We start from the raw sequence: 26,115 nt of genomic DNA on the forward strand, positions 1-26,115 counted from the left end.
TGATGGGCAAGGGGGCACTGCGACCCGGCTGGCCATGTAAGGATGCTGACGAATGCCGCGTACCGTGGGTCCTTTTATTCAATGTGGTTTGCGCCCGTTGTTTCGCTTCGTGTTGTGCAGCCAATTGTGCTGGCCGACGCTGGCGTTTGCCGATGCCGCTTATGACCAGATGGTGCTCGACGCCCGCGCAGGCCATTACACGCCAGCGTTGAACGCGTTGCGCCAGGTACCGCCGGCCCAGGCCAGTACCGCGCAGATCAGCGACCATCTGCAGATCGCCAGTTGGGCTGGCCTCGATGGGGAGGTCGTGAAGGTCTATGAAGCCCAGGGCCGCTATCGCGACTTGCCGGTCCAGGCGCTGAGCGCAACGGCCCGCGCCTATCGCAACCTCAAGCGTTGGGACGCGGCTGCCGAGCTGTATCGCCAGGCGCTGGTGATTGCTCCTCAGAACCCCGACCTGCAACTTGGTCTGGCCTTGACCCAGGCCGATGCCGGCAAGCCCGACGAAGCCGTCAGCCGCGTCAAGGCCCTGGTCGCCGCCAAGCCTGAAGATCCCATGCGCCGACTGGCTTTGGGCTACGCGCTGACCCGTGCCGACAATCCCCATGAGGCGCTGTTCGAGTATGACCAGGCCTTCACCCGCGCCGGCAACAAGCCTGAGATTGCGCGCGAATATATCTTTGCCCTGCAACGTGCTCGCCTGCCCGAGCCGGCTCTGCGCCTGGCGCGGCTACAGCCGGGGCTGATCGACCGTGGCATGCAGCGGCGGCTGGAGGGCGATGTGGCGGCCGAACGGGTGCGCCTGACGGACATGGCGAGCCGCAGCGAAACAGAGCGCTTCATCATTGCTGACCGTGCCCTGGCCGATTACGACAAGTTGCTCGCCACCTGGACCCCCGTGGCCGAGGCCCATGACGACGTGCTCCGCTGGCGCATCGACCGTATGGGAGCCCTCAACGCCCGCGCTCGTCGGGCTGAAGTGATTGCCGAATACCAGAAGCTGGTCGCCGAGGGCGTGAGCATTCCGACTTACGCCCTGCGCTGGGTGGCTTCTTCCTACCTGGAGCAGCGGGAGCCGGAGATCGCCGTCGATCTGTACCGCCGCGCACTGACGGCGCCGGATGCCGACCCTGCGGACCGCTTCGAAGACAGCACCGCGCTCTACTACGCGCTGTTGGAAAGTGAGAAGTCTGAAGAGGCCCGTGCGCTGGCCGAAGACATGGCGAAATCCCAGCCGCCTCGCATCGAACTCAAGGGCCTGCCGATCGGCGACCCCAACGATGAATGGATGGACGCCCAGCAACTCGCCGCCCAGGCCGGTACTTATGGCGCCGACTTGCCCACCGCCGAAGCGCGCTTGGAAAGCCTGGTCAATCAAGGCCCCGGTAACGTCGGCATGCGCCTGGCCCAGGTCGATCTGTACCAGGCCCGGGACTGGCCGCGACGCTCGGAAAGCCTGCTCAAGGAAATCGAGACCACGACACCGCGCAGCCGTGACCTGGAAATTGGCCAAGCCCGTGCGGCCATGGATTTGCAGGAATGGCGGCAGATGGATGCACTGACCGATGACCTGGTCGCCCGCTTCCCGGAAAACGCCCATGTCAAACGCCTGCAACGCCTGCGCGAAGTGCACGACATGGCCGAACTGCGCATCGAAGCCTACACCGGCAAAAGTTTCGGCGGCGGCAACGGTGAGGCCGGTGCGGTCACCGGCAGTCGCGACTTTGGTATCGAAACGCTGCTTTACAGCCCACCCATCGACGAAGACTGGCGGCTGTTCGGCGGCACCGGCTACGCCACTGGGGATTTCGAGGAAGGCACCGGTCATCACCGTTGGCAGCGCTTGGGCGTCGAGCGCCGCACCCGCGACATGACCCTGGAAGCCGAGGTCTCCAATCACTCGTATGGTTCCGGTGATAAACAGGGCGCCCGCGTGGCAGTGGCTCGGGACATCAATGACCACTGGCAGTACGGCGGCAGCCTGGATTACCTCTCGGCCGAAACCCCGCTGCGGGCGCTCAACAGCGGCATCCGCGCCAACGGCGGTAGTGGTTTCGTCCGCTGGCGTGCCAATGAAAGTCGCGAGTGGCGACTGGCTGTCAGCCCGTCGCATTTCAGCGATGGTAATAACCGCCTCGAGGCTGTGCTGACCGGGCGTGAAGGCATCTACAGCGCACCGCGGTTGCAAGTGGAACTGGGCTTGGAAGTGGCGGCCAGTCGCAACAGCGGCTCCAACGAAGTGCCCTACTTCAATCCCAAGTCGGACTTCACCGTCATGCCGACCGTGACTGCCAACCACGTGTTGTACCGCCGCTATGAAACCACTTGGAGCCAGCAGTTCCAGGCCGGTGCCGGGACCTACAGCCAGCGCGACCACAGCACCGGCGCCATGGGTTTGCTCGGCTACGGCCAGCGTTTCATCTGGAACGACGTGCTGGAGGCCGGCGCAGCGTTGAGCTGGCTCAACCGCCCTTACGACGGCGACCGCGAAAGCGATCTGCGCCTGCTTGTCGACCTCACCTACCGCTTCTAGAAGAGTTTGAAGATGCCTGTCATTTCGCGATTCATCCTTCTGCTGGGGGTCTTGCTGATCAGCGCTTGTGCCCAGCAAGCCCCGGCGTTCACGCCGCCCTCGCAACGCCCGGTGGCGGCCAATGATGCCCCGTGGCCGAAGAACCATGTGCTCGGCATTGCCTACCATGACGTCGAGGACCGTGACCCGGACCAGGCGCTGGTGGCGGTGCGCACCGAGCGGTTGATCGAACAGCTGGCATGGTTGCGGGAAAATAACTACCAGCCGGTCACCGTGGACCAGATCATCGCCGCCCGCAACGGCGGTCCAGAACTGCCGCCGCGTGCGGTGCTGCTGAGTTTTGACGATGGTTACTCCAGCTTCTACACCCGGGTCATGCCGATTCTGCGCGCCTATAACTGGCCGGCGATATTGGCTCCGGTGGGCAGTTGGGTCGATACGCCGCTGAACCAAACGGTGGATTTCGCCGGGGTGCCGCGCAAGCGTTCCGAATTCTTAACCTGGGAGCAGATTCGCGAGGTTTCCAAATCAGGCCTGGTGGAAATCGCCGCCCACACCGACGCCAATCACAAAGGCATCCTCGCCAACCCGCAAGGCAACCAGCAACCGGCGGCGACCACCCGGCGCTACGATGCCGCCACCGGCCGCTATGAAGCCGAGGCCGATTTCCAGGCGCGTCAGCGCAAGGACGTTGTGGCCATTTCCGAGAAAATCCGCAAGGTCACCGGTTACAGCCCACGCGTCTGGGTGTGGCCTTACGGGGAAGCCGACGGCACCGCGTTGCAGGTGATCGGCAAGGAAGGCTATCAAATGGCGCTGACCCTGGAGGACGGCCTCGACAGCCTCGATAACTTGATGAGCGGCCCGCGTTTTCTGGTGGCGTCCGATCCGGACGGCGCGCACTTTGCCGAAAGCATCGTGTCGGTACAGACAATGGACCCGATGCGGGTGGTCCATGTCGACCTGGATTACGTCTACGACCCGGACCCGGTGCAGCAAGAGGAAAATGTCGGCAAGTTGATCCAGCGTATCGTCGACCTGGGCGCCAACACCGTGTTCCTGCAAGCGTTCGCCGATCCGAAAGGCGACGGCCTGGTGCATTCGCTGTACTTCCCCAACCGTCACCTACCGGTACGGGCCGATTTGTTCGACCGGGTCGCCTGGCAATTGCAGACCCGCGCCAACGCAAAGGTGTTCGCCTGGATGCCGGTGCTCAGCTTTGCCTTGGATGCGAAGCTGCCGCGCGTGCAGCGCTGGGACCCGAAAACCGGCAAGACCAGTGTCGACCCGGATCAATATGTGCGCTTGTCGCCGTTCGATCCGAACGTCCGGCAGGTCATCGGCGAGATCTATGAAGACCTGGCGCGGATGAGTTCGCTGGAAGGGGTCCTCTACCATGACGACGCGGTGTTTTCCGACTTCGAAGACGCCGGCCCCGCCGCACTGAAAGTCTATGCCGCCAACGGCTTGCCGACATCCATCGCCACCCTGCGGGACGACCCGGCGGCGATGCAGCGCTGGACCCGCTTCAAGAGCCGTTACCTGATCGACTTCACCCATGAGCTCACCGCCAAGGTCCGGGCGATTCGCGGTCCGCAGGTCAAAACGGCGCGCAATATCTTTGCCGAGCCGATGCTCAATCCTGAAAGCGAAGCCTGGTTCGCCCAGAACCTCGACGACTTCCTCGGCGCCTACGACTGGACGGCACCGATGGCCATGCCGCTGATGGAAAACCAGACCCTCCAACAGTCCGGTCCCTGGCTTGAGCGTCTGGTGGAGACCGTCAAGGCCCGCCCCGGCGCCCTCAAGCGCACGGTATTCGAATTGCAGGCCCGTGACTGGCGCAGCGAACCGGACAGCGACATCGACGGCAAACAATTGGCCGAATGGATGGGACGCCTCAAGCGTTCGGGCGTGACCAGCTTCGGCTACTACCCGGACAACTTCATCGAAGACCAGCCCGCCGTTAAAACCGTGCGGCCGGCGCTCTCCAACAAGTGGAATCCTTGACATGTTCGACAGACTGCTCGCCTTGCTGGTGCTGGCGATTGTCCTTGGGGTGCCCCTGGGCCTGATCTTCCTGGTCACCGGGCAATTCCTGATGGACTTCGTGTTCTTTTACCCGCTGTTCATGTCCGGGTTGTGGATTGCCGGCGGCCTGTATTTCTGGCTGCACTGGGAACGCCACTGGCCGTGGAAGGACGATACCCTGCCGCCGCCCCTGGCCGGCGAGCCGCTGATCAGCATCCTGATTCCGTGCTTCAACGAGGGCGACAACGTCGCCGACACCATTCACGCGGCGCTGGGCCAGCATTACCCGAACATCGAAGTCATCGCCATCAACGACGGCTCGAAGGACAACACCGCCCAGATGCTCGACCAACTGGCGGCTGAAGACCCGCGCCTGCGCGTGCTGCACCTGGCGGAAAACCAGGGCAAGGCCGTGGCCCTGCGCATGGGCGCCATCGCGGCGCGCAGCGAATACCTGGTGTGCATCGACGGTGACGCGCTGCTGGCGCCCAACACCTGCGCTTATCTGGTGGCGCCGATGCTGGACAACGCCCGCCTCGGCGCGGTGACCGGCAACCCACGCATCCGCACCCGCTCCACGTTGATCGGCCGGGTGCAGGTCGGTGAGTTCTCTTCAATCATTGGACTGATCAAGCGTACCCAGCGGGTTTTCGGGCGGATCTTTACCGTCTCCGGCGTGATCGTCGCGTTCCGTCGCACGGCCCTGCACCGGGTCGGCTACTGGAGCCCGGACATGATCACCGAGGACATCGACATCAGCTGGAAGCTGCAACTGGATCACTGGAGCATCTTCTACGAACCCCGTGCCTTGTGCTGGATCCTCATGCCCGAAACCCTGCGCGGCCTGTGGCGGCAACGGCTGCGTTGGGCCCAGGGCGGTGCCGAAGTCCTGTTCAAGAACATCCGGGGCATCTGGCAGTACCGCCACCGCTATCTGTGGCCGCTGTTGTTCGAATATTGCCTGTCCACCGGTTGGGCATTCACCTTCCTGCTGTCGGTGATTTTCTGGGGCGCCGGTAAGTTCGTCGAAATGCCAGCGGCCATCGCGGTGGATCACCTGATGCCGCCGGCCTTCACCGGGTTGCTGCTGGCGGTGGTGTGCCTGATGCAGTTCGGGGTGAGCATCCTGATCGATCGCCGCTACGAGAAAGGCCTGTGGCACATCATGTTCTGGGTGGTCTGGTACCCGTTGGTGTTCTGGTTGATCAGCCTGTTCACCACGCTGGTGAGTTTTCCCAAAGTGTTGTTCGGACAGCATCAGAAGCGTGCGCGCTGGGTCAGCCCGGATCGCGGTATCAAACCGTTCGATGATCAGGAAGAGGAAGTGATCCGATGAAAATTATCAGGACCCGGCAGCGACCGTTGCTGGTGGTCATTGACGTTCTCTTCACGGTGCTGGCGTGGGTCGGGCTGGTGTATCTGCTGATCAATGGGCTCTGGCCATTGTTCGACAGCCATGCAGGTCCACGACTCGGCGGCTCGTGGTTGGACACCCTCGGGACGTTGCAGATCTACGGCTGGATCGCCTTGGTCAACGCGGTGATCCTGATCCTGTGGGCGCGTTATCAACAGCGCAAAAGCCGCAGCTTCGCCCAACGACGGCTGCCAGCGCCGGTGGTGGACGATCAAGGCTTGAGCGACAGCTTCAAATTGACCGACGAGCGCTTGGAAACACTGCGCCAGCCTGGCTCGAAGATCATCCACAACAACCAGGACGGCGACATCAGCCACGTCGTGCCGCATTTCCACTTGCTCAGCCCCTCCCTGCAGCCCCCGCCCCTGGCCCCCCTGGAACGTCCGCGGGTTATCCACCTGCCGGCCGATCAGTCTGTGCATTGATGCAAGCTGACCCACCGCCACGCGAGCAAGAGGGATTGGGGGCGTGGTGGATATTTCGGTCAACGCAAGACAAAACTGTGGGAGCTTGCTTGCGATAGCGTCGTGTCAGCCACATTGAAAGTGACTGGCCCACCGTCATCGCGAGCAAGCTCGCTCCCACAGGGATTTGGGGGGTGGGATAGATCTACGATGAGAAATCCCGCACCAGCCGCCAGGCTTCGTCCACCGGTAGCGGTTGCTTCATGCGCTGGGCCAGCGCCGCCATGGCCCGGCCTTCATCGCAGGCCACTGCGGCGGCGACGAGGCCGTCTTTTCCCAACAGGGCAATAAAGGGCGGATGTTCGGGCGTGCCCTTGAACTCTATCTCGTCCCATTGCTCGGCGTGGCCAAGGTAGTCGTAGCGTTTGCCGAAGTGATAGGTCCAGAAAAACGGCACATCCAGATAATGCTCATCGCCGCCGAGCATGTTCGCGGCGGCGATGCGTGCCTGTTGCTGGGCAAGGCGCCAATGTTCGATGCGCACAGGCTTGCCGTTCAGGGGGAACGTCGCGATATCACCCACGGCCCATAAGCCATCAGCCACACGCATGCCCGCGTCAACGGACAGTGACTGGTCCTGTTCCCGGGGTAAATCGGCAAATGGCTCGGTGGCCGGACGCACGCCGATGCCGACGATCACCAGGTCCGCAGCCAAACGCTGGCCGTTATCCAGCACCACGGCTTCGACCTCGTGCGCTCCCTCGATCCGTGCCGCTTCGCCGTCGGTGTGGTACACCACGCCGTTGGCCTGATGCCGGGCGAGGATGGCCTTGCCGACGCTGTCGCCCAATTGCGCGGCGAACGGCACTGGATGCCGGGCCAGGACGGTCACGTTTAGCTCGCGCTTGCGCAGGGACGAGGCGACCTCCAGGGCAATGAAACTGTCGCCGATGATCACCGCCCGTTGCCCTGGCCGGACAGTGTCGAGAATCTGCCGGGCGTGGGCGATCGAACGCAGCACGAAAACTTGCGGCAAATCGATGCCGGGCAGCGCTGGCGTCTTCGGCTCCCCGCCTGTGGCAATAAGCGCGGCGTCGTAGTCCAGGCGCCGGCCATCGGCGAGCTGGATTTGCCGGGCACTGGGGTCCAAATGGGTGACCTCGCCGTGGAGCCTTTCGATGCGCTGCTGGGTGAAATAAGTTTCATCGCGCAGCGGCGCCGTCTCGTTGACCGGCATGTCGCCGGCCAATACATACTTGCTCAGCACTGTACGGTCGTAGCCGGCTTCGGCTTCACGGTCGATCAACAGGATTCGGCCGCCAAACCCCTTCTCACGCAACGCCGCCGCGCAGGCGGTGCCCGCTGCACCGGCGCCGATAATGACGAATGTGCGTGGATCATCGGCCGGCGGGATTTTATGGGTTGGCAGTGGCTGGTCATCGACCCAGACGTTACCGTCTCGCACCTCGACGTGATAGCGCTCCAGGCTGTCCAGGGCCGGCGGCTCGCATAGGGCGCCGTCTTCAGCCCGGAACGCGGCCTTGTGCCAAGGGCAGATCAGCCGCCCGTGGCACACCGCACCCTTGGCCAGCGGCGCGCCAGCGTGGGGGCACTTGCCCTGGAATGCCCGTACCTGGCCGCCTGAACGCAGCAGCAGGATGGGCGTGTCGTTGAGGTTGACTTCGAGGCCGCGGTCTTCGCGCACATCGGCGAAGCGGGCGACTTGATGCAGGGGCATGGTCGGTCTCCGGCAGGCGTTTCCTGTTGGAGTCGGCTGATAGGAATGAGGTTCAGCATAATTGTCACTGCAACCGGGACGAAGCTGCGGCTATAGTTCGCAAGCCGTCCATGGCCTGATTCGTACAAGGTGCCCGGTATGACCCGATTGAATTCCCTAACCCCCTGGCTGGCGGCCATCGCCCTGGTGCTGTGCGCACAAGGGGCTGCCCAGGCCGAGGAGCGTTTCACCCTCAACATCCCCGGCGTGTCGGACGACCGTCTCTTCACCGCTGCGGCGGCCAGTGACGCCAACAATTGTGGTGGCAAGAACGTTTCCCCGGCCTTGAGCTGGAATGCCGGCCCACCGGGCACCCTCAGCTATGCCATCGTCATGTTGGACCCGGACGGTCAGCGGGGGCAGGGCGTCGACCACTGGATCCATTACGGCATCAAGGCCACCACGCGGCAGATTCCGGCGGGTGCCGGCACCAAGCCGACGCTGGAAGGCATGAGCGGTATCAACAGCAAGAACACCCACGGTTACATCGGCCCTTGCCCGCCCATCGGCGACAGCGCCCATCACTACCTGATCCAGCTCTTCGCCCTGGACCTGCCGCCGGACGCCTTGCCCGCCGGGCTTACACGCGCCCAATTGATGGAAAAGATCAACGGCCATGTCCTGCGCAACAGCAGCGTCGTGCGACGCTACCACCGCTAGGCCAGGCAACATAAGCTTCTGCTGGGCTGCAAAGCAGCCCAACCACAAAATTGGCATCAAGCGCCAAAAGCGAGCACTATCGAGCCCCTGTTCACTCATGCCGGAGGATGGCGATGACGCAGAAACCCGACGGCATCGCCCGCCTCCTGAACTGCCCCACCAAGGGCGATGAGATACGCAGGGCTATCGCCCAGAGCCGCAAGGATTTCCTGCCTGCCGACGAGGCCGAAGACGCCGAGCCAGGCCAGCCACCGGCTCCGCCCGTGGACCACGGTCGCGACGACTGAACCGTCGCCCTTTCTCAACCTTTTGTTCAAAAACTGCCTATGACTGCCACCTCTCATCTGCCAGGCGAACGCTTCAGCCGATCCGATTACAAAACCCTGGGCCTCGCGGCCCTGGGCGGCGCGCTGGAGATCTACGACTTCATCATCTTCGTCTTCTTCGCCCTGACCCTCAGCCAACTGTTCTTCCCGCCGGAAATGCCCGATTGGCTGCGTTTGCTGCAAAGCTTCGGAATTTTCGCCACGGGTTACCTGGCGCGACCCTTGGGCGGCATCCTCATGGCGCACTTCGCCGATCGCCTGGGACGCAAACGCGTGTTCAGCCTGAGCATCCTGATGATGGCCTTGCCGTGCCTGCTCATCGGTGTGATGCCGACCTACGCGCAAATCGGTTATTTCGCCCCGTTGCTGTTGCTGGCGTTGCGTATCTTGCAAGGCGCTGCAGTGGGCGGAGAAGTGCCCAGCGCCTGGGTGTTCGTGGCCGAGCATGCACCGCTGCATCATCGTGGCTACGCCCTGGGTTTCCTCCAGGCCGGCCTGACCTTCGGCTACTTGCTCGGCGCCCTGACCGCCACGGCGTTGGCGCGGATCTACACGCCGGCGGAGATCCTCGATTACGCCTGGCGCCTGCCCTTCCTGCTAGGCGGGGTCTTCGGCGTGATCGGCGTCTGGCTACGCCGCTGGCTGAGCGAAACGCCGATCTTCATGGCCCTGCAAGCCAATCGCGAAGGCGCGGCGGAATTGCCGTTGCGCACGGTCCTGCGGGACCATCGAAATGCCTTGTTGCCCGCCGTCATCCTCACCTGCGTGCTGACCTCCGCCGTGGTGGTGTTCGTGGTCATCACCCCGACCGTGATGCAGAAAAGCTTCGGCATGAGCCCCAGCCACACCTTCGCCCTCAGTAGCCTGGGCATCGTCTTCCTGAACATCGGCTGCGTCCTGGCCGGCCTGATCGTCGACCGCATCGGCGCCTGGCGCACCGTCATGCTCTACAGCCTGTTGCTGCCGGTGGGCATCGCGGTGCTCTATGCCAGCCTGATCAGCGGCGGCGCCTGGCTGGGCCTGGCCTATGCCATCGCCGGCCTGGGTTGCGGCGTGGTCGGCGCGGTGCCTTCGGTGATGGTCAGCCTGTTTCCGCCGAAGATTCGAGTGTCCGGTATTTCGTTCACCTACAACATCGCCTATGCGCTATGGGCGAGCATGACGCCGTTGCTGTTGATCGCGCTGGTGCCGTGGAGCCCGTGGGTGTGCGAGGGTATTGCGTGGTGATGGGGGCGGTGGGGGTGGCTGCGGCGGCGTATTTTCCGGGGCGGGATACGAAGGCTGTGCAGCCGTCGTTGGCTTGTGGATCCTGATCCAGCCGCTCAAAGACGCTCACGCAGAAAATCCACAAAGGCACGGGTCCGTGCCGACCGGCGGCGGTCATGGCTGAAGACGGCGCTGATGGGCTGCGCCACCGGTTGGTAATCGGCAAGCAGCGTGGACACGCTTCCCTGGCGCACATCGGCAGCGAACAACCATTGCGGTGACAGCGCAATACCCAACCCGGTCAGCACCATTTCCCGGATCGCTTCGCTGCTGTTGCTGGTGACGTTGCCCTTGATGGTCACGTTGTGTCGCTTGCCCTCCTGATCGAATCGCCAGACGTCGTAATGCTCCAGCAGCGTGAAGCCCAAGCAGTTATGGCGGGCCAAATCAGCCGGCTCCAGCGGCGTGCCGTGTTGTTGCAGATACGCCGGGGAAGCGTAGACCCGGCGCGGACTGTCGCCGAGGGAAACGGCCACCAGCCCTTCGTTTTTCACCGCGCCGATCCGAATGGCAACGTCGATGTTTTCCTTCAGCACATCCTCGTTTTGATCGCTCAGCCGCAGGTCGATCCGCACCTTTGGATGACGCGCCAGGAACGCGCCCACCAACGGCGCAATGCATAACCGCCCGAAACTCACTGGCGCCGCCACACGCAGGGGGCCAGCGATCTGTTCCTGCCCGCTGGCGAAACTGAGCTTGGCCGTGTTCAGGCTGGCGAGTATTTCCTTGCTCTCGGCGTAGAAACGCTGGCCCTGGTCGGTCAGTGCGAGCTGGCGGGTGCTGCGGGCAAACAACGCTCCACCGAGATGTTGTTCCAACGCGCGGATCTGTTTGCTCACCGCGGGTTGGCCCAGGTTCAATTCCCGGGCGACGGCCGAGAACGAGCCACGTTCCACCACCCGTACGAACACCTGCATTGCGTCGAACAGATCCATCAGGATTTGGCCTCTATTTGGAATAAATCCTATCCATTGTTGCTTACTTATCGGAATGCATCGGCGGCTGCAACATGAACTCACCCACTCATTGGAGGTTTACCGTCATGAACAACACCATGTTCGCCGCCATTGCCGAAACCGCCCAGGCCCCTCTGGTCGTCCGTCATATCCCGCGGCCTGTACCCGGCAAAGGCCAGGTATTGATCAAGGTCCATGCGATCGGAGTCAATCCGCTGGATACCAAGATTGCGGCGGGAGGCGGTGCCCATGCCCGCCAGCCGCTGCCCGCCGTATTGGGTATCGACCTGGCCGGGACGGTGGTCGAACTGGGTGACGGCGTGAACGACTTCGCGCCGGGCGATGAGGTGTTCGGCATGGCCGGCGGGATCGGCGGCGCCCAAGGTGCGTTGGCCGAATACATCGCCGTCGATGCCCGCCTGATTGCGCTCAAGCCCCATGCACTGAGCATGCGTGAAGCCGCCGCCTTGCCGCTGGTGTTCATCACGGCTTGGGAAGGGCTGGTAGACCGCGCCAACGTCCGGCGCGGCCAACTAGTGCTGATCCATGGCGGCGCGGGCGGTGTCGGGCAAATGGCCGTGCAGATTGCCAAGGCTCGTGGCGCCGAGGTCTACGCCACCGGCTCGGCCTCCAGCCTGGACTTCATTCATGAACTGGGCGCCACCGCCATCGACTACCGGACCCAGGACACCGAGAGTTACGTACGCCTGCACACCGATGGCGAGGGCTTCGACATCGTCTACGACACCGTCGGTGGCCCGACCCTGGATGCGTCGTTCAATGCGGTGAAAACCTACACCGGTCATGTCCTCAGCTGTCTCGGTTGGGGACAACATAGCCTCGCACCGTTGTCGTTCCGTGGAGCGAGTTATTCCGGCGTGTTCACCCTCATGCCGCTGCTGACGGGCAGGGGCCGCGAGCACCACGGGCAAATTTTGCGGGAGGCGTCGGTGCTGGTCGAGGCCGGAGTGTTGCGGATCAAGGTCGATCAAACCCGGTTTGGCCTGGGAGACGTCAATGAGGCCTTTGCGCAGGTAGCCGAGGGGCGGGGGAAGGGAAAAACGGTGGTGGAAATCGGGGCTGCGTGACCGGGCCGCGATACTGTCAAGCTTGGAGTGATCTGTGGTGAGGGAGCAACCTCCCTCGCCACAATAAATCTCACACCGTTGCGGGAGCCGTCAGTTACAACAACTGCCGCCGCACCGCCTCGTCCAGCGTGCTGCGCGTCAGCGCCTGAACCACGTCGCGGGTGTCCTGCTGGAACGGAATGCCTACGATCAGCACAAGGTGCATCCAGGTCCGCACCGATTCACTCTTTTTCACACGACCAAACTCCTTGCCGTCCTTGTCCTTGAACACGGTTTCGAGGGTGAAGGTGTTTTGCGCCGTGGACGGAATGATGAAGAAGGTGGCGCCGGTGATGATGGCGGAGGCCATGCTGAACTGTTCGTTGTTGCTCAAGGTCGCTTCGGCGTAAATGTCTGAGGTGACCTTGTCGGTGCTGACCCGCGTGAACCGTCCGGAGTCACGGAAGGTCTCGGCCACGGAGGTTTCCCACGCGGTGGCCTGGGCGCCCGAAGCTGCAACGGCCGGGCCACTGTTGACCTGGTTCAGCGCAGTGGTGCGCACGAAAGCAGTGGGCTTTTGCGGTGCCGTGGCGGCAGCGGGAGGCCAGGTCTGTACGGCGGGCAGTTCGTGTTGCGAGTAGGACACGCAACCGGTCAGCAGGACGGCGGCGAGCACCAGGCTGTGTTTGATGAAACCCATCATGTGTTGCTCCTTGGAATTACTGTTTGGCCAGGCGCGCGGTGGCGGTATCCAACAGCTGTGCGACCAGCTGATTCATTTGTTGGGCACCCATGGTCGGCGCCCAGTATTCACGGCCATACAGACCGACGTTGCGCTCAAGCTTGACCTCTTCCTTGGCCGCTGCCAGTTCCTTGCCGTCACGGTCGACGATCACCAGGTTACCGGCGACATCGAAACTGTCGACGTAGATCGGGCCGTTCACCCAGATCCAGACGGTCAGCGTCAGCAAAGCCCCCGGGACGTAACCCGGATGCACGCCGCGATGGCCCTTGAGGGAGGTCATGTTGAACTTCAGCAACACGTCGTTCTCGCCGAGGCGCGTCGGGTATTCAGTCACTTGCTTGAAGTAGCCGCCGGTCTGCACGTACTGGTTCAGCTGGGCCGTCAGTGAGCGGCTGATGGCGGTGCGGGTGGCGTCGTTGACATCGGGTGCGGTCACGGCGACATCGGCGATCTGTGCGATACGCGGGCTGTTCACGGGGGCAGGGTGTTGCGGGGCGCCCACCGGGCCGGTGACGGTGTAGGACACGCAGCCGGTCATCGACAGCGTGGCGACGACGGCGGCGATCTTGAGGAGAGTTTTCAGCACGGAATGTCCTTATAGGGTTGATGGCACTTTAGTGTCTCGACTTGGGGGGCGGTAACTTGAGGGAAATTGGCTGGTTTATCAAGGGACTGAAGAACAGAAACGCTGCGCCAGGGAGGCTGCGTGACGAGCGGTCAAAAAAATTTTTCAGGCCGTTAACCCGAACCACCCATGCCTTGCGTCTGAGCTTGTGTACGGATCATTCATTCACGAGGTTCAGCCCATGTCCCGTCCATTTCCATTTCTGCGCCCCGCTGCCCAGGGCTTTGCCGTGACCTTGCTGGTGGCATTGGCCGGCTGTGGGATGTCTTCGTCCCGGGAGACTGCCAAGCCGGTCGAACCGGTGGCGGTGGCGCCCAGCGTTGTTCCGCAAGGCGAGGTCACCTATATTCGCGAGTCCATGGCCAAGCGCATGGCCGTCCCGGCAGCGATGCCCGCCCCACGGGTAGCGAACGACGCCGTCGCTGGGGATTACCGCTCTGAACCACGCGAACAGTACGAAAAACTGCCTGACAACCCCATCCATAGCGTGGCCGAAACGCCAGTCTCGACCTTCAGCGTGGATGTTGATACCGGCAGCTATGCCAATGTGCGACGTTTCCTCAATCAAGGCAGCCTGCCGCCCGAAGGGGCTGTGCGACTGGAGGAAATGGTCAACTACTTCCCTTACCACTATGCCTTGCCCACCGACGGGTCACCCTTCGGCGTGACCACCGAAGTGGCCCCGTCGCCCTGGAATCCACACACTCGCCTGCTGCGCATTGGCGTCAAGGCGAGCGACCGCGCCGTGGCGGATCTGGCCCCGGCCAACCTGGTCTTCCTGGTGGACGTTTCCGGCTCCATGGACCGCCGTGAAGGCCTGCCGCTGGTCAAAAGCACACTGAAGCTGCTGGTGGATCAACTGCGTGACCAGGACCGCGTGTCCCTGGTGGTCTATGCCGGCGAATCCCGGGTGGTGCTCAAGCCCACTTCGGGCCGCGACAAGGTGAAGATCCGCAATGCGATCGATCAGTTGGACGCCGGTGGTTCCACGGCCGGTGCCTCGGGGATCGAACTGGCCTATCAGATGGCTCGGGAGAGCTTCATCGACAAAGGCATCAACCGCATCCTGCTGGCCACTGACGGTGACTTCAACGTCGGTATCAGTGATTTCGACAGCCTCAAGCAGATGGCGGTAGACCAGCGTAAAAGCGGTGTGTCCCTCACGACGCTGGGCTTCGGTGTGGATAACTACAATGAACACCTGATGGAGCAACTGGCCGACGCCGGTAACGGTAACTACGCCTACATCGACAACCTGCTCGAAGCGCGCAAGGTGCTGGTGGACCAACTCAGCTCAACCCTGGCGACAGTCGCGCAGGATGTGAAGGTGCAGGTGGAGTTCAACCCCGCCCAGGTCAGCGAATATCGCCTGCTGGGGTATGAGAACCGCGCGCTGAAGCGTGAGGATTTCAACAACGACAAGGTCGACGCGGGCGAGATCGGTGCCGGACACACGGTGACGGCGTTGTATGAAATTGTCCCGAAGGGCCAGCCGGGTTGGTTGGAGCCGCTGCGTTATGCCAACACACCCAAGCAGGACGGCCAGTCAGGGGAATTGGCCATGTTGCGCGTACGCTACAAGCCCGCTGAAGGTGGCAGCAGCCGCTTGATCGAGCACCCTATCGCCAGCACGCCGGGCGAAGGCAAGGCCAGCGATGACTTACGCTTCTCGGCTGCCGTGGCGGCCTTCGCCCAACAGCTCAAGGGTGATGGGCGTTACACTGGGACGATGAGCTTGAAGGACACGGCGCAATTGGCCCGCTCCGCCCGCGGTGATGATCCGTTTGGGCTGCGTGCCGAGTTTGTGCAGTTGGTGGAGCTTGCCCAAAGCCTCAAGCCTGCGGCCAAGCGCTGATCCCGAGCACAGCAAGGATCACATGTGGGAGCGAGCTTGCTCGCGATAGCGGTGGACCGATCATGCTCATCATTGACTGATCCGACGCCATCGCGAGCAAGCTCGCTCCCACAGGGAACCCTTGTTGTCTGCCAGGACTGTGTTGCAATGACCGGAAAGGAGTTCGCCCCCCACATGCCCGCTGCGCTTGATTCTCCCAGCGATGAATTGCTGCTGGCCCGCTACCGCAACGGCGACGGGGCTTGCTTTGAAGTCCTGTACGCCCGCCACCGGCAGGGGCTTTACCGTTTCCTCGTGTCCTTGAGTAACAAGGCAGAACTGGCCGAGGAAATCTTCCAGGACACCTGGCTCAGCCTGATCCGCAGCGCGACCCAGCCACAAGGGCGGGCGAGTTTTCGTACCTGGTTGTTCCAGATTGCCCGTAACCGCTTGATCGATCACTGGCGCAGACACGGTGTCCACACGCCGTTGCACGACAGTTACGACGAGCAGCTTCACGTCCAGTCCGACGACACCGGCAGCCCCGAACAACAGCTGAGCCTGAGCCGCGATCAGGCTCGCCTGGACGCCGCGTTGCAGGCCTTGCCTGAAGACCAGCGGGAAGTCTTCCTGTTGCGCCTGCACGGCGACCTGGAGTTGCCGCAGATTGCCGCCCTGACCGGCGCCCCGCTGGAAACGGTCAAAAGCCGCTTGCGTTACGCCCAGCAGAAGTTGCATCGGCTGCTGGCCGAGGAGGTACCCGCATGATCGACTCTAAACACACCCCGGATCCCAACGACGAAGTGCTGATCGAGCATTTCCGCCAGCACGCCAGCGGCGAGCCGCCGGCTTCCCTGGACGCCTTCATCCTGGCCACCGCCCGCCGCGAAGCCCCAACGCCTGCACCGAGCCTGTGGACACGCTGGTTGCAGGCCTGCCAACGGCCCCGCTGGCAAATGGCATTCGCCACGGTCGCCGGTGTGGCGCTGATGATCGGCCTGGTATTGCGCTCGCCGATGCCCCAAGACGACCTGGCCGCGCCAGCATCGATGGAGTTTTCCGCCAATCGACAGGAACCCGCCGCTGCCGCCGCGCCCCCGCCCGCCATGCCCGCTCCCGCGCCGATTATCCGCATGGCGCCCCAGGGCGAACTGGCCCGGGTCCCAGCCAGCGCTGACCAGGCCCTGATGGAAAAGCCTGCGGCAAAAATGAGCAAAGCCGCGCCAGCTGCACTGCCACCCCTAGAGCAAGGCCTGATGGAAATCCTGCGCCTGCGCGAGGCGGGGGATATCAAGGCTGCTGATGAGAAGCTGCTGGCGCTGCACAAGCGTTTTCCCAAGGAAGACTTGCCGGCGCGGTTGGAGGCGTTGCGCAAGCCTTAAAGTCTGCGAGCACCAACGTCCGTAGCGAGGGACTTGCTCTCGCTGGGCTGCGCTGTAGGAGCTGCCGAAGGCTGCGATGCTACTCAACCCCTAAACGTAAAGGCCCTCTCTCATGGTTATCATCAAGCAAGGTAGCGTCCAGGGGCGTCTGTATTCTATTGGTGGGGAGGGCGAGACGGTTCCTGTTCTGCTTGAGGGCACCGGTGGTGAAAATTTTCTTTGTGAAGCCGATGCGGCATTGGCAGAACATCTGGGCAAGCTGTTGTTCATCTCCATTCGTGTCCATGGTGCAGGGGAGTGGGAAAGTCGGCCACAGGGTGGCTGGCGCCTGCGAAGAATGTTCATTCAGTCCTACGAGAGGCTTGAGAGAGTCTCTTTGCGCTGTGCGGTTACTCAACTCAAAGAACTCGATGGTACTGCCTGGAGCGAGATGGACGATCCTCATGGAGTGATTCAGGGCCTAAGGAAATGAGGGGCATATGGGTCATCTGATTGGCGACCATTTTCGTGATGTCACGAAAATGGTCAGCCTCGGTTCTGGCTCGCAGCGGTAGGCTGTCGACGATACGGCCCTGACCCGCTACGCCTGTTTCCTGACAGCGCGAAACGGCGACCTGAAATATCCAGTCTTAGGACGGCGATTGCTGGTGAGGCCGTCATGGCTGGTGGGTGATTGACGGGAGACTTCTGATCTCTATAATTGCTCGCAACACGGCCCCTGTCGGTTGATGCGCTTCGGCGCTGATACTGCTCAGGGGTTTTTTATTGCTTGAATTTTTTCCTCACCAGTCACGCTTCTGCCAATCATTATCGACGCCCATGCCCTCCAGATTAAGACCGAGGCGGGACAAATCTGGAAAATCATCCTCCAGCAGAGCCTTCAACCGCTGCCCCCAACTTGATGAGGGATTGATGGTTTTCATCAGATGCTGGGTGATGCACAAAAGCAGGAACGGGCGTGCACGTCCGTGCGTGTCGTCATGGAACGCGCTTAATGAAGGCGCCTGCTCTACAGGGGGCAGCTTCGGTTGATCGGCTATGTTCCGGTTCCACAGGCGACTATGATGGGCGCATACGTTCCGCAGGTAATTCAGGCTGCGGAGCCAAGTGGCGAAGATCCGGCCATTGCTGATGCCGTACTCTCGAGATATGGCATCTTGATCGATTTCGGTCATGCCCGCATAAAGGGTCGATAACGCGCCGAAGTCCCAAACTTCGCACGCCACCCAGACGGCGAGGGGAAGGCCGTATTTTTCTTTATTGTGCCGAATAAAATCTTCCTTCGAGCGATTGATTAACGCGGCGTGTTTACCTATCCACGCATGATGTTTGGTTAGTCCAGTCTGACCGTCCAACTGCGTAGCCGAACCAGTAGCCGCTGAGGCGGTAATAACCAATGCGCTCCAAATATTCCAGTGCTTTAGGTTGATCAGTAACGACCATTCCCCGAGCCATCAACAATTCAAGCTGCGCTTGGTAGCTCTGCCAAGTTTTGGGATACCCCTGCTTCATTTAAACATCGCCTAATCCGCCCTTTGTCTGTCTTTTGCTTTCCACATACCCCTTCACGTGGCGGCTCCTTGTGAGCAAGTATTTTTGTAGGGCCAAGTTTCAGAAGGGCATCTTGGGAGCTCTGGGAGATGACTTTGCCATTCTCTCCACACTCAGATGAGGAGCGTTATGTAACAAGACTCGTAGTGGGTCGTGATCGATATCAACGACGTTCGATACGGAAAATTTCGCGTCCATAAAAAAGCCCCAATCCGTGAGGACTGAGGCTTTTGATTTTGCATGTATGGTGCACCAGGCGGGATTCGAACCCACGACCCCTGCCTTCGGAGGGCAGTACTCTATCCAGCTGAGCTACTGGTGCGACGCGGGCGCCATGATACTCATATGCATGGCGGGCGTCCATGCTGCTGATTTGCCGGTGTTTTCATGAGCATGGGCGGGCATCGGCTACGCTGATCAGAAAAAGCGGGCAAATTCGGTTTTTTCGTTCTTTTTTTCGAACAGCCTATTGTCCTTCACCCCCATCGGCCCTAGGATTCGTTTGAGATTTCAAACGCTCTTGTCTGGGTGCTGAACCGCACGTCTGTGCTTATGTGCGTTATTTCTGTGCTTCAGCCCGGTGGATGATTTCCCTGACGGCAGCCCCTGAGGCGCCTTTCTACAAATCTAATTCGCTCCGCGCGTGCGCGGTGCTGTTAAGGAAAGCCGACATGCAGCTTAAAGACACCCAGTTGTTCCGCCAACAAGCCTTTATCGATGGCGCTTGGGTCGATGCGGACAATGGTCAGACGATCAAGGTTACCAACCCGGCAACGGGCGAAGTGCTGGGCACCGTGCCGAAGATGGGCGCCGCCGAAACCCGCCGGGCGATTGAAGCCGCCGACAAGGCACTGCCGGCCTGGCGTGCGTTGACCGCCAAAGAGCGCGCCAACAAGCTGCGCCGCTGGTACGAATTGCTGATCGAAAACCAGGACGACCTCGGTCGCCTGATGACCCTGGAACAAGGCAAGCCACTGGCCGAGGCCAAGGGCGAAATCGTCTACGCCGCTTCCTTCATCGAGTGGTTCGCCGAAGAAGCCAAGCGCATCTACGGTGACGTGATTCCCGGCCACCAGCCCGACAAGCGCCTGATCGTGATCAAGCAGCCAATCGGCGTGACCGCGGCCATTACCCCGTGGAACTTCCCGGCCGCGATGATCACCCGCAAGGCCGGCCCGGCCCTGGCCGCTGGTTGCACCATGGTCATCAAGCCTGCTTCGCAAACCCCGTTCTCGGCCCTGGCCCTGGTGGAACTGGCGCACCGTGCCGGCATTCCGCAAGGCGTGCTGAGCGTGGTCACCGGCAGCGCCGGTGACATCGGTGGCGAGCTGACCAGCAACCCGATCGTGCGCAAGCTGTCGTTCACCGGCTCGACCGAGATCGGTCGCCAGCTGATGGCCGAATGCGCCAAGGACATCAAGAAAGTCTCCCTGGAACTGGGTGGCAACGCGCCGTTCATCGTGTTCGACGATGCGGACCTGGATAAGGCCGTCGAAGGCGCGATCATTTCCAAGTACCGCAACAACGGCCAGACCTGCGTCTGTGCCAACCGTCTGTACATCCAGGATTCGGTGTACGACGCCTTCGCTGAGAAACTGAAAGTGGCGGTGGCCAAGCTCAAGATTGGCAACGGTCTGGAAGACGGCACCACCACTGGCCCATTGATCGACGGCAAAGCGGTCGCCAAGGTGCAAGAGCACATTGCCGATGCGGTCAGCAAAGGCGCGACCGTGCTGTCGGGCGGCAAGGCGATGGAAGGCAACTTCTTCGAACCGACCATCCTGACCAATGTGCCGAACAATGCCGCCGTGGCGAAGGAAGAAACCTTCGGCCCGCTGGCGCCGCTGTTCCGCTTCAAAGACGAAGCCGAAGTGATCGCGATGTCCAACGACACCGAGTTCGGCCTGGCTTCCTACTTCTATGCCCGCGACCTGGGCCGTGTGTTCCGTGTGGCCGAGGCCCTGGAATACGGCATGGTCGGCGTCAACACTGGTTTGATCTCCAACGAAGTCGCGCCGTTCGGCGGCATCAAGGCGTCGGGCCTGGGCCGTGAAGGTTCCAAGTACGGCATCGAGGACTACCTGGAAATCAAATACCTCTGCCTGGGTATCTGATCCGCTTCAAGCGCAAAGGGCACGAGAGCGCTGCCCCTTTGCGTGTTTCACCCGTTCTGTTTCTTGTGGCCGGGAACGCTGTGGCAGTCGATCATCGCATGCTGTCGCAGTTGCCTTCCCGCCATGTATTCCTTGAGCCACGCCGACCGATGAGCGGCGAATGAGGACTGTAATGAGCAAGACTAATGCTGAGTTGATGGCCCGCCGTACCGCCGCTGTTCCACGTGGCGTCGGCCAGATTCACCCGATTTTCGCTGAATCGGCGAAGAACGCTACGGTCACCGACGTTGAAGGTCGTGAATTCATCGACTTCGCCGGCGGTATCGCTGTACTGAACACCGGCCACGTGCACCCGAAAATCATCGCCGCCGTGACCGCGCAGTTGAACAAGCTGACGCACACCTGCTTCCAGGTCCTGGCCTACGAGCCGTACGTGGAACTGTGCGAAAAAATCAACGCCAAGGTGCCCGGTGATTTCGCCAAGAAAACCCTGCTGGTGACCACCGGTTCGGAAGCGGTGGAAAACGCCGTGAAAATCGCCCGCGCCGCCACAGGCCGTGCCGGTGTGATCGCCTTCACCGGCGCTTACCACGGTCGCACCATGATGACCCTGGGCCTGACCGGTAAAGTCGTGCCGTACTCGGCTGGCATGGGCCTGATGCCCGGCGGCATCTTCCGCGCGCTGTACCCGAACGAACTGCACGGTGTGAGCATCGACGATTCCATCGCCAGCATCGAACGCATCTTCAAGAACGACGCCGAGCCCCGTGACATCGCTGCAATCATCATCGAGCCGGTGCAGGGCGAGGGTGGTTTCTACGTGGCGCCCAAGGAATTCATGAAGCGCCTGCGCGCCCTGTGCGACCAGCACGGCATTCTGTTGATCGCTGACGAAGTCCAGACCGGCGCTGGTCGTACCGGCACCTTCTTCGCCATGGAGCAGATGGGCGTTGCCGCTGACCTGACCACCTTCGCCAAATCCATCGCCGGCGGCTTCCCGTTGGCCGGTGTCTGCGGCAAGGCCGAGTACATGGATGCCATCGCCCCGGGTGGCCTGGGCGGCACCTACGCCGGCAGCCCGATTGCTTGCGCGGCTGCGCTGGCGGTGATGGAAGTCTTCGAAGAGGAACACCTGCTGGACCGTTGCAAGGCCGTGGGCGAGCGCCTGGTCACGGGCCTCAAGGCTATCCAGAAGAAGTACCCGGTGATCGGCGAAGTCCGCGCCCTGGGTGCGATGATTGCGGTGGAGCTGTTTGAAAACGGCGACTCCCACAAGCCGAACGCCGCCGCCGTGGCCCAGGTCGTGGCCAAGGCGCGTGACAAGGGCTTGATCCTGTTGTCCTGTGGCACCTATGGCAACGTTCTGCGGGTGCTGGTGCCGCTGACCTCGCCGGACGAGCAACTGGACAAAGGCCTGGCAATCATCGAAGAGTGCTTCTCCGAGCTCTGAGTCCCGGGTTGTGCACTGATCCACAAAAAACCCGCTTCGGCGGGTTTTTTCATGTCCGGGATCATATCCCGTGGGTTTTGAGCTGTCTGGAACGGTCGCCAAGGTCTAAGGTGCAAGTATGGCAAGGGAGTGTGCTGCATGACCGCTGTGGAGTTACCGGCTGTACCGCGTGTATTGATCGCCGAGGCTGATCCGGCGTCCCGTGAGCTGCTTGAACAGGTGTTGTCGGGTGTGCGCTGCGATGCCCGGGTGGATACGTGTGGCGAGGGGAAACAGGCGTTGGAGCTGCTGGCGAACAATCCCTATGACCTGGTGATCGCCGATTGGGAGCTGCCGGGTGTCGATGGCCTGACTATCCTGCGCGGCCTTCGCCAGCAACATCGCACCCCGCCGTTGCCGTTCATCCTGATGAGTCGGCGCAACGACAGCGCCAGTGTGCGTGAGGTCTTGCCGCTGGCGCCTACGGCCTATTTGACCAAGCCCTTGAACCGAGAAGACTTGACCCAGCGTTTGCAGGGGTTGTTGTTGGGTGGCGAAGAAACCTCCAATGAAATGCCGGTTCCGGGGTCGGGATTGACCCTGGCAGCCTTTCTGGAGCGGCGGCGTGATATGTCTGAAGGTGCGCCGCTGATGACCGACGTGCAGGTGGCGGTCAAGCGCAGCCTCAACCCCGCTGGCCTGGACTTGAAGCTATTTGAAGAGCAGCTGCGCACCGACCCGCAGATCACCGCGGTGCTGATCGCAGCGGCCAACAGTGCCGCCCAGCAGCAAGGGGGTGTTCCGGTGCAGACCGTGGCCCGAGCGTTGCACCAGCTCGGTACCGGGCAGAGCATGAACCTGGTCCTCGGCCTGACCCTCAAGCGCTGCGCCCGGCTCAGTGTCCCGTGTCTGGCGGACTATGCCCAGCGCTACTGGGAATTGTCGCTGCACACCGCCGAGTACGCGCGAATATTGGCGCGGTTGCTGGATCTGGAACCGGAGCGCTGTTATTGCGCCGGGTTGTTGCATCGACTCGGCGACCTGGCGCTGTTGCGTTGCCTGGAAGAATGGACACAGGCGGGTGGCGAGCTGGATGAACTGGAGGAAGTCGGGAATTCACTGGACAAGTACGGCGCCGGTTTCGGTTCGGCGCTGCGCACGCGCTGGCGCCTGCCGCTGGAGCTGCGGGAGTTGATCGCGGCCGCCTATAGCCTGGGTGGTGGGGTGTATTCCCGCGAGGCATTGGTGATGAACATGGCCGCGCAGTTGGCTCATCTGACCGAGCATGAAGGGCTTGAAGAACTGGCCCGTGGCCGCACGGCGCGCTTGCTGAAGATTGGGTTGCCGGAGTTGATGCGCATGCGCCGCAAGTAGGACTATCACCTAACCCAATGTGGGAGCGGGCTTGCTCGCGAATGCGGTGTATCAGTCGATATTTTCTTTACTGAAACACCGCATTCGCGAGCAAGCCCGCTCCCACAGTTGATCAATGGCGGGACAACTCACTCAAGCCGCAATAATGCGATTCTTGCCCTGGCGCTTGGCTTCGTACATGGCTGCGTCGGCGCGGGCGAACAGGCTGTCGAGGCTCTGGTCTTCGGCAGTGATGCTGGTCAGGCCCTGGCTGACGGTAATACCGAAGCCCTGATCCCCGCTGCGGAAGGCCAGGCGTTGAATCTCTCGTTGCAAGCGTTCGGCCACTTGCAATGCCATGTCCGGGGCGCAACCGGGGAACACCGCGGCGAACTCTTCGCCGCCGATACGCCCGAACAGGTCTCCACGCCTGAGCACGGACCGGCCGCTTTCGGCGATTTTCTGCAACACGGTATCGCCTTCCTGATGGCCATAGGTGTCGTTGATCACCTTGAAGTCATCGATGTCCAGCAACAGGAACGCCATGGGCATTCCTTGTAGCCGTGCCTGCGCGAATTCGCGGTGGGCGCACTCGAAAAAATGCCGACGATTGCTGCTCTGGGTCAGGACATCGGTGGTCGCCAGTCGCTGCAGTTCGCTTTCCAGCAGCTTCTTTTCGGTGATGTCTTCGGCGATGCCCACCACAATCACCGGCTGCCCTGGTTCGGCCTTGCGATTGATGAAGCATTTGTCGCTGAGCCAGCGGATCTGGCCATCGGCGGCGATGATGCGGTATTCGCGATCCTCGACGGCGCCTTTGACCAGCACTTCGGCCAGGCTGCGTTCGGCGTAGTCCTGGTCGTCGGGGTAGATTGCGTCGCGCCACTCGTTGAAATCGGCCATTACCAGGCCGGCAGGGCGGCCGAAGATCCGTTCGTAGGCGGGGCTGACGTACAGCACTTGTCGCGTTTCCCAGTTGAATGCCCACAGCACGGCATTGACACTGACCAGCAACGAACTGAACAGCTGCTCACGCTCGCTCAGGCGCGCCACTTCGCCCTGGGCGTGCATCAGTGCCATGAGTGTCTGGGCCGCTTCGGGCCAATGAGGCTGGGATGAATCCTGTAGGTTCTTGTCGACCATCGGTAAAAATCTCAAAGAACGTGCACTGCTGTGGATTTGCACGCGCTCACTCCAAAGCCCGCCAGGATGGCGAAGTGCTCTTTGAGATAAGGGATTTGAGGCGAAGTTCCTTTTCAGGCGACGAAGGGCGGGGGATCTAGCCAACCAAATGCTGAGTGTTGAACCTGTGGCCAGGGAGCTTGCTCCCGCTTGAGCGCGAAGCGCTCACAAGAAAAGAAGGGCTGCTATGCAGCCCAGCGGGAGCAAGCTCCCTCGCCACAAAAAAGCCCTTCCCCACATGGCGTTGCCTGGTCAGGCCGTGGCAGGCCGCAGCGAGTAGGTCTTGAGTTGGTCGGCGAAGTCTCGCAGGGACTGGATGCCGCTGGCCTCGGCTTCGTGGACCCATTCCTTGATGGCCGCGAGCATGTCATGGCCGTTGCTGCTGGTCTTGACCCATATCTGCTGCAAGGCGAGGCGTTTTTCGTAGATCACTTTCAGCGCCTGGCTGTGTTCCAGCATGTTCTGGATACGCAAGTGATGCCGGTCGTCCAACAGGCTGGTTTCCCGCGACAGCAGGCGTTTGGCCCGGTAGAACTGGTGACGCACCGAGTGATCGACCTTCTCCAGTTCCTGCTTGACCAGCGGCGCGATGACCAGCCGACGGTACTGCGCCATGATCTGGAAGCGGTTATTGAGGATCGCCATGGCGGTGTCCATGTCCAGGTGGCCCTTGCCTTCGACCCGGTGGGCGATCGGTGCGACCCGCTGGACCTTGGCCAAACGCAGGAAACTGAACACCTGGATCCAGGCCCAGCCCAGGTCGAATTCCCATTTGCGGACTGACAGCTTGGCTGAGTTGGGGTAGGTGTGATGGTTGTTGTGCAGTTCTTCGCCACCGATCAGGATGCCCCAAGGCACCAGGTTGGTCGCCGCATCGCGGCATTCGAAGTTGCGGTAGCCCACGGCATGGCCCAAGCCATTGACCACGCCAGCGGCCCAGACCGGAATCCACATCATCTGGACGGCCCAGATGGTGATGCCGATGGTGCCGAACAGCAGCAGGTCGATGACGCCCATGATCGCCACGCCCAGCAGCGGGAAGCGGCTATAGAGATTGCGCTCGATCCAGTCGTCGGGGCAGTTCTTGCCGTAGATGCGCAGGGTTTCCGGATTTTCCGCCTCGGCGCGATACAGCTCGGCACCTTTGCGCAGTACGGTGGACAAACCTTTGATGACCGGGCTGTGGGGGTCGTCGACGGTTTCGCATTTGGCGTGGTGCTTGCGGTGGATGGCGGTCCATTCGCGGGTGTTCTGTGCTGTGGTCAGCCACAGCCAGAAGCGGAAAAAATGCTTGAGGCCGGCATTGAGCTCAAGGGAGCGATGAGCCGAATAACGGTGCAGGTAGACCGTGACGCCAATGATCGTGACGTGGGTCATCAGCAGGGTGACTGCCACCAGTGACCAGGGCGACAAGCCAAGAAAACCTTCGTACCACATAGGCTGTAGGGCCCTCGATAAAGATAGAA

Annotated in this window: 21 protein-coding genes, 1 tRNA gene and 1 pseudogene; 15 read left to right on the top strand and 8 right to left on the bottom strand. The window is 61.7% G+C overall.

The annotated features are described in order from the left end of the window. Positions 1-52 precede the first annotated feature (52 nt). Genes pgaA through pgaD form a run of 4 tightly spaced genes read left to right on the top strand, consistent with a single transcriptional unit; the run spans position 53 to position 6,403 of the window. Positions 53-2,533, top strand: a complete 2,481-nt coding sequence (pgaA, locus tag CD58_RS00620) for a poly-beta-1,6 N-acetyl-D-glucosamine export porin PgaA (protein ID WP_025211169.1) — start codon at positions 53-55, stop codon at positions 2,531-2,533. Between the two features lie 12 nt (positions 2,534-2,545). Continuing rightward, positions 2,546-4,543: a poly-beta-1,6-N-acetyl-D-glucosamine N-deacetylase PgaB gene (gene pgaB / locus CD58_RS00625; RefSeq protein ID WP_025211170.1), complete on the top strand. Its 1,998-nt coding sequence runs from the start codon at positions 2,546-2,548 to the stop codon at positions 4,541-4,543. A gap of 1 nt (position 4,544) precedes the next feature. After that, complete coding sequence (gene pgaC, locus CD58_RS00630) at positions 4,545-5,900, top strand: poly-beta-1,6-N-acetyl-D-glucosamine synthase (protein ID WP_025211171.1); 1,356 nt, start codon at positions 4,545-4,547, stop codon at positions 5,898-5,900. Further along, positions 5,897-6,403 carry a poly-beta-1,6-N-acetyl-D-glucosamine biosynthesis protein PgaD gene (pgaD, locus tag CD58_RS00635; protein ID WP_025211172.1) on the top strand — a complete coding sequence of 169 codons (507 nt, stop codon included), beginning with the start codon at positions 5,897-5,899 and terminating at the stop codon, positions 6,401-6,403. The genes pgaC and pgaD overlap by 4 nt, the downstream gene beginning before the upstream one ends. 184 nt (positions 6,404-6,587) lie before the next feature. Here pgaD and CD58_RS00640 read toward each other — a convergent pair whose 3' ends face one another. Continuing rightward, entirely contained in the window at positions 6,588-8,120 is a 1,533-nt protein-coding gene (locus CD58_RS00640; RefSeq protein ID WP_025211173.1) for an FAD-dependent oxidoreductase, read from the bottom strand. Positions 8,121-8,258: 138 nt separating this feature from the next. Here CD58_RS00640 and CD58_RS00645 point away from each other — a divergent pair, with 138 nt between their 5' ends. The 3 genes and pseudogenes from CD58_RS00645 to CD58_RS00650 all read left to right on the top strand — a co-directional run bounded on the left by CD58_RS00645 (position 8,259) and on the right by CD58_RS00650 (position 10,458). Then, positions 8,259-8,819 (top strand): YbhB/YbcL family Raf kinase inhibitor-like protein, encoded by a 561-nt coding sequence (locus tag CD58_RS00645; RefSeq protein WP_025211174.1) that lies wholly within the window; start codon positions 8,259-8,261, stop codon positions 8,817-8,819. A gap of 113 nt (positions 8,820-8,932) precedes the next feature. Further along, positions 8,933-9,106 (top strand): hypothetical protein, encoded by a 174-nt coding sequence (locus CD58_RS31175; protein WP_185045960.1) that lies wholly within the window; start codon positions 8,933-8,935, stop codon positions 9,104-9,106. A 39-nt stretch (positions 9,107-9,145) separates the two neighbouring features. Further along, positions 9,146-10,458: pseudogene (locus tag CD58_RS00650) on the top strand (MFS transporter). 9 nt (positions 10,459-10,467) lie between these two features. Here the strand turns inward: CD58_RS00650 and CD58_RS00655 are convergent. Continuing rightward, on the bottom strand, positions 10,468-11,346 hold the full coding sequence (locus tag CD58_RS00655; RefSeq protein ID WP_025211175.1) for a LysR family transcriptional regulator: 879 nt from the start codon (positions 11,344-11,346) through the stop codon (positions 10,468-10,470). Positions 11,347-11,453: 107 nt separating this feature from the next. Between CD58_RS00655 and CD58_RS00660 the strand changes: the two genes are divergently transcribed. Further along, positions 11,454-12,455 (top strand): zinc-dependent alcohol dehydrogenase family protein, encoded by a 1,002-nt coding sequence (locus tag CD58_RS00660; protein ID WP_025211176.1) that lies wholly within the window; start codon positions 11,454-11,456, stop codon positions 12,453-12,455. 94 nt (positions 12,456-12,549) lie between these two features. Here CD58_RS00660 and CD58_RS00665 read toward each other — a convergent pair whose 3' ends face one another. Then, a complete protein-coding gene (locus CD58_RS00665; RefSeq protein WP_025211177.1) occupies positions 12,550-13,137 on the bottom strand; it encodes a hypothetical protein in 588 nt (195 codons plus the stop codon). 16 nt (positions 13,138-13,153) lie between these two features. After that, entirely contained in the window at positions 13,154-13,765 is a 612-nt protein-coding gene (locus tag CD58_RS00670; RefSeq protein ID WP_025211178.1) for a hypothetical protein, read from the bottom strand. Positions 13,766-13,985: 220 nt separating this feature from the next. Between CD58_RS00670 and CD58_RS00675 the strand changes: the two genes are divergently transcribed. The 4 genes from CD58_RS00675 (at position 13,986) to CD58_RS00690 (ending at position 17,492) form a co-directional block, all read left to right on the top strand. After that, on the top strand, positions 13,986-15,659 hold the full coding sequence (locus CD58_RS00675) for a vWA domain-containing protein (protein WP_025211179.1): 1,674 nt from the start codon (positions 13,986-13,988) through the stop codon (positions 15,657-15,659). 174 nt (positions 15,660-15,833) lie between these two features. Then, positions 15,834-16,406, top strand: a complete 573-nt coding sequence (locus CD58_RS00680) for an RNA polymerase sigma factor (RefSeq protein ID WP_025211180.1) — start codon at positions 15,834-15,836, stop codon at positions 16,404-16,406. Then, the gene (locus CD58_RS00685) at positions 16,403-17,020 is read left to right on the top strand and encodes a hypothetical protein (RefSeq protein WP_025211181.1); all 618 of its coding nucleotides are present in this window, start codon (positions 16,403-16,405) and stop codon (positions 17,018-17,020) included. The genes CD58_RS00680 and CD58_RS00685 overlap by 4 nt, the downstream gene beginning before the upstream one ends. Before the next feature lie 112 nt (positions 17,021-17,132). After that, positions 17,133-17,492, top strand: coding sequence for a hypothetical protein (locus CD58_RS00690; protein WP_025211182.1), 360 nt, complete (start codon positions 17,133-17,135; stop codon positions 17,490-17,492). Between the two features lie 310 nt (positions 17,493-17,802). On the opposite strand, the gene CD58_RS00695 is transcribed toward CD58_RS00690, so the two are convergent. Both CD58_RS00695 and CD58_RS00700 read right to left on the bottom strand, forming a co-directional pair. Then, positions 17,803-18,417 carry an Abi family protein gene (locus CD58_RS00695; protein WP_235195288.1) on the bottom strand — a complete coding sequence of 205 codons (615 nt, stop codon included), beginning with the start codon at positions 18,415-18,417 and terminating at the stop codon, positions 17,803-17,805. Positions 18,418-18,816: 399 nt separating this feature from the next. Continuing rightward, positions 18,817-18,893: transfer RNA gene (locus CD58_RS00700), tRNA-Arg, on the bottom strand. Positions 18,894-19,242: 349 nt separating this feature from the next. On the opposite strand from CD58_RS00700, the gene gabD reads away from it, so the two are divergent. From gabD to CD58_RS00715, 3 genes are all read left to right on the top strand, one after another. Beyond that, positions 19,243-20,685 carry an NADP-dependent succinate-semialdehyde dehydrogenase gene (gene gabD, locus CD58_RS00705; RefSeq protein ID WP_025211183.1) on the top strand — a complete coding sequence of 481 codons (1,443 nt, stop codon included), beginning with the start codon at positions 19,243-19,245 and terminating at the stop codon, positions 20,683-20,685. A gap of 172 nt (positions 20,686-20,857) precedes the next feature. Beyond that, positions 20,858-22,135, top strand: coding sequence for a 4-aminobutyrate--2-oxoglutarate transaminase (gabT, locus tag CD58_RS00710; protein ID WP_025211184.1), 1,278 nt, complete (start codon positions 20,858-20,860; stop codon positions 22,133-22,135). Positions 22,136-22,273: 138 nt separating this feature from the next. After that, positions 22,274-23,488: an HDOD domain-containing protein gene (locus CD58_RS00715; RefSeq protein ID WP_025211185.1), complete on the top strand. Its 1,215-nt coding sequence runs from the start codon at positions 22,274-22,276 to the stop codon at positions 23,486-23,488. Positions 23,489-23,620: 132 nt separating this feature from the next. Here CD58_RS00715 and CD58_RS00720 read toward each other — a convergent pair whose 3' ends face one another. Together CD58_RS00720 and desA are read right to left on the bottom strand one after the other, a co-directional pair. Further along, on the bottom strand, positions 23,621-24,610 hold the full coding sequence (locus CD58_RS00720; RefSeq protein WP_025211186.1) for a GGDEF domain-containing protein: 990 nt from the start codon (positions 24,608-24,610) through the stop codon (positions 23,621-23,623). A 291-nt stretch (positions 24,611-24,901) separates the two neighbouring features. After that, entirely contained in the window at positions 24,902-26,086 is a 1,185-nt protein-coding gene (gene desA, locus CD58_RS00725) for a delta-9 fatty acid desaturase DesA (RefSeq protein WP_025211187.1), read from the bottom strand. Positions 26,087-26,115 lie beyond the last annotated feature (29 nt).

It is taken from the genome of Pseudomonas brassicacearum (assembly GCF_000585995.1).
Classification (GTDB): Bacteria; Pseudomonadota; Gammaproteobacteria; order Pseudomonadales; family Pseudomonadaceae; genus Aquipseudomonas; species Aquipseudomonas brassicacearum_A.

What these genes read in the sequence shown, in the direction of transcription:
- CD58_RS00645 (WP_025211174.1), top strand. Translation starts at nt 8,259, where the DNA reads ATGACCCGATTGAATTCCCTAACCCCCTGGCTGGCGGCCATCGCCCTG.
- CD58_RS00690 (WP_025211182.1), top strand. Translation starts at nt 17,133, where the DNA reads ATGGTTATCATCAAGCAAGGTAGCGTCCAGGGGCGTCTGTATTCTATT.
- CD58_RS00720 (WP_025211186.1), bottom strand. Translation starts at nt 24,610, where the DNA reads ATGGTCGACAAGAACCTACAGGATTCATCCCAGCCTCATTGGCCCGAA.
- CD58_RS00665 (WP_025211177.1), bottom strand. Translation starts at nt 13,137, where the DNA reads ATGATGGGTTTCATCAAACACAGCCTGGTGCTCGCCGCCGTCCTGCTG.
- pgaD (WP_025211172.1), top strand. Translation starts at nt 5,897, where the DNA reads ATGAAAATTATCAGGACCCGGCAGCGACCGTTGCTGGTGGTCATTGAC.
- pgaB (WP_025211170.1), top strand. Translation starts at nt 2,546, where the DNA reads ATGCCTGTCATTTCGCGATTCATCCTTCTGCTGGGGGTCTTGCTGATC.
- pgaA (WP_025211169.1), top strand. Translation starts at nt 53, where the DNA reads ATGCCGCGTACCGTGGGTCCTTTTATTCAATGTGGTTTGCGCCCGTTG.
- CD58_RS00680 (WP_025211180.1), top strand. Translation starts at nt 15,834, where the DNA reads ATGCCCGCTGCGCTTGATTCTCCCAGCGATGAATTGCTGCTGGCCCGC.
- CD58_RS00660 (WP_025211176.1), top strand. Translation starts at nt 11,454, where the DNA reads ATGAACAACACCATGTTCGCCGCCATTGCCGAAACCGCCCAGGCCCCT.
- pgaC (WP_025211171.1), top strand. Translation starts at nt 4,545, where the DNA reads ATGTTCGACAGACTGCTCGCCTTGCTGGTGCTGGCGATTGTCCTTGGG.
- CD58_RS31175 (WP_185045960.1), top strand. Translation starts at nt 8,933, where the DNA reads ATGACGCAGAAACCCGACGGCATCGCCCGCCTCCTGAACTGCCCCACC.
- desA (WP_025211187.1), bottom strand. Translation starts at nt 26,086, where the DNA reads ATGTGGTACGAAGGTTTTCTTGGCTTGTCGCCCTGGTCACTGGTGGCA.
- CD58_RS00715 (WP_025211185.1), top strand. Translation starts at nt 22,274, where the DNA reads ATGACCGCTGTGGAGTTACCGGCTGTACCGCGTGTATTGATCGCCGAG.
- gabT (WP_025211184.1), top strand. Translation starts at nt 20,858, where the DNA reads ATGAGCAAGACTAATGCTGAGTTGATGGCCCGCCGTACCGCCGCTGTT.
- CD58_RS00655 (WP_025211175.1), bottom strand. Translation starts at nt 11,346, where the DNA reads ATGGATCTGTTCGACGCAATGCAGGTGTTCGTACGGGTGGTGGAACGT.
- CD58_RS00640 (WP_025211173.1), bottom strand. Translation starts at nt 8,120, where the DNA reads ATGCCCCTGCATCAAGTCGCCCGCTTCGCCGATGTGCGCGAAGACCGC.
- CD58_RS00685 (WP_025211181.1), top strand. Translation starts at nt 16,403, where the DNA reads ATGATCGACTCTAAACACACCCCGGATCCCAACGACGAAGTGCTGATC.
- CD58_RS00675 (WP_025211179.1), top strand. Translation starts at nt 13,986, where the DNA reads ATGTCCCGTCCATTTCCATTTCTGCGCCCCGCTGCCCAGGGCTTTGCC.
- gabD (WP_025211183.1), top strand. Translation starts at nt 19,243, where the DNA reads ATGCAGCTTAAAGACACCCAGTTGTTCCGCCAACAAGCCTTTATCGAT.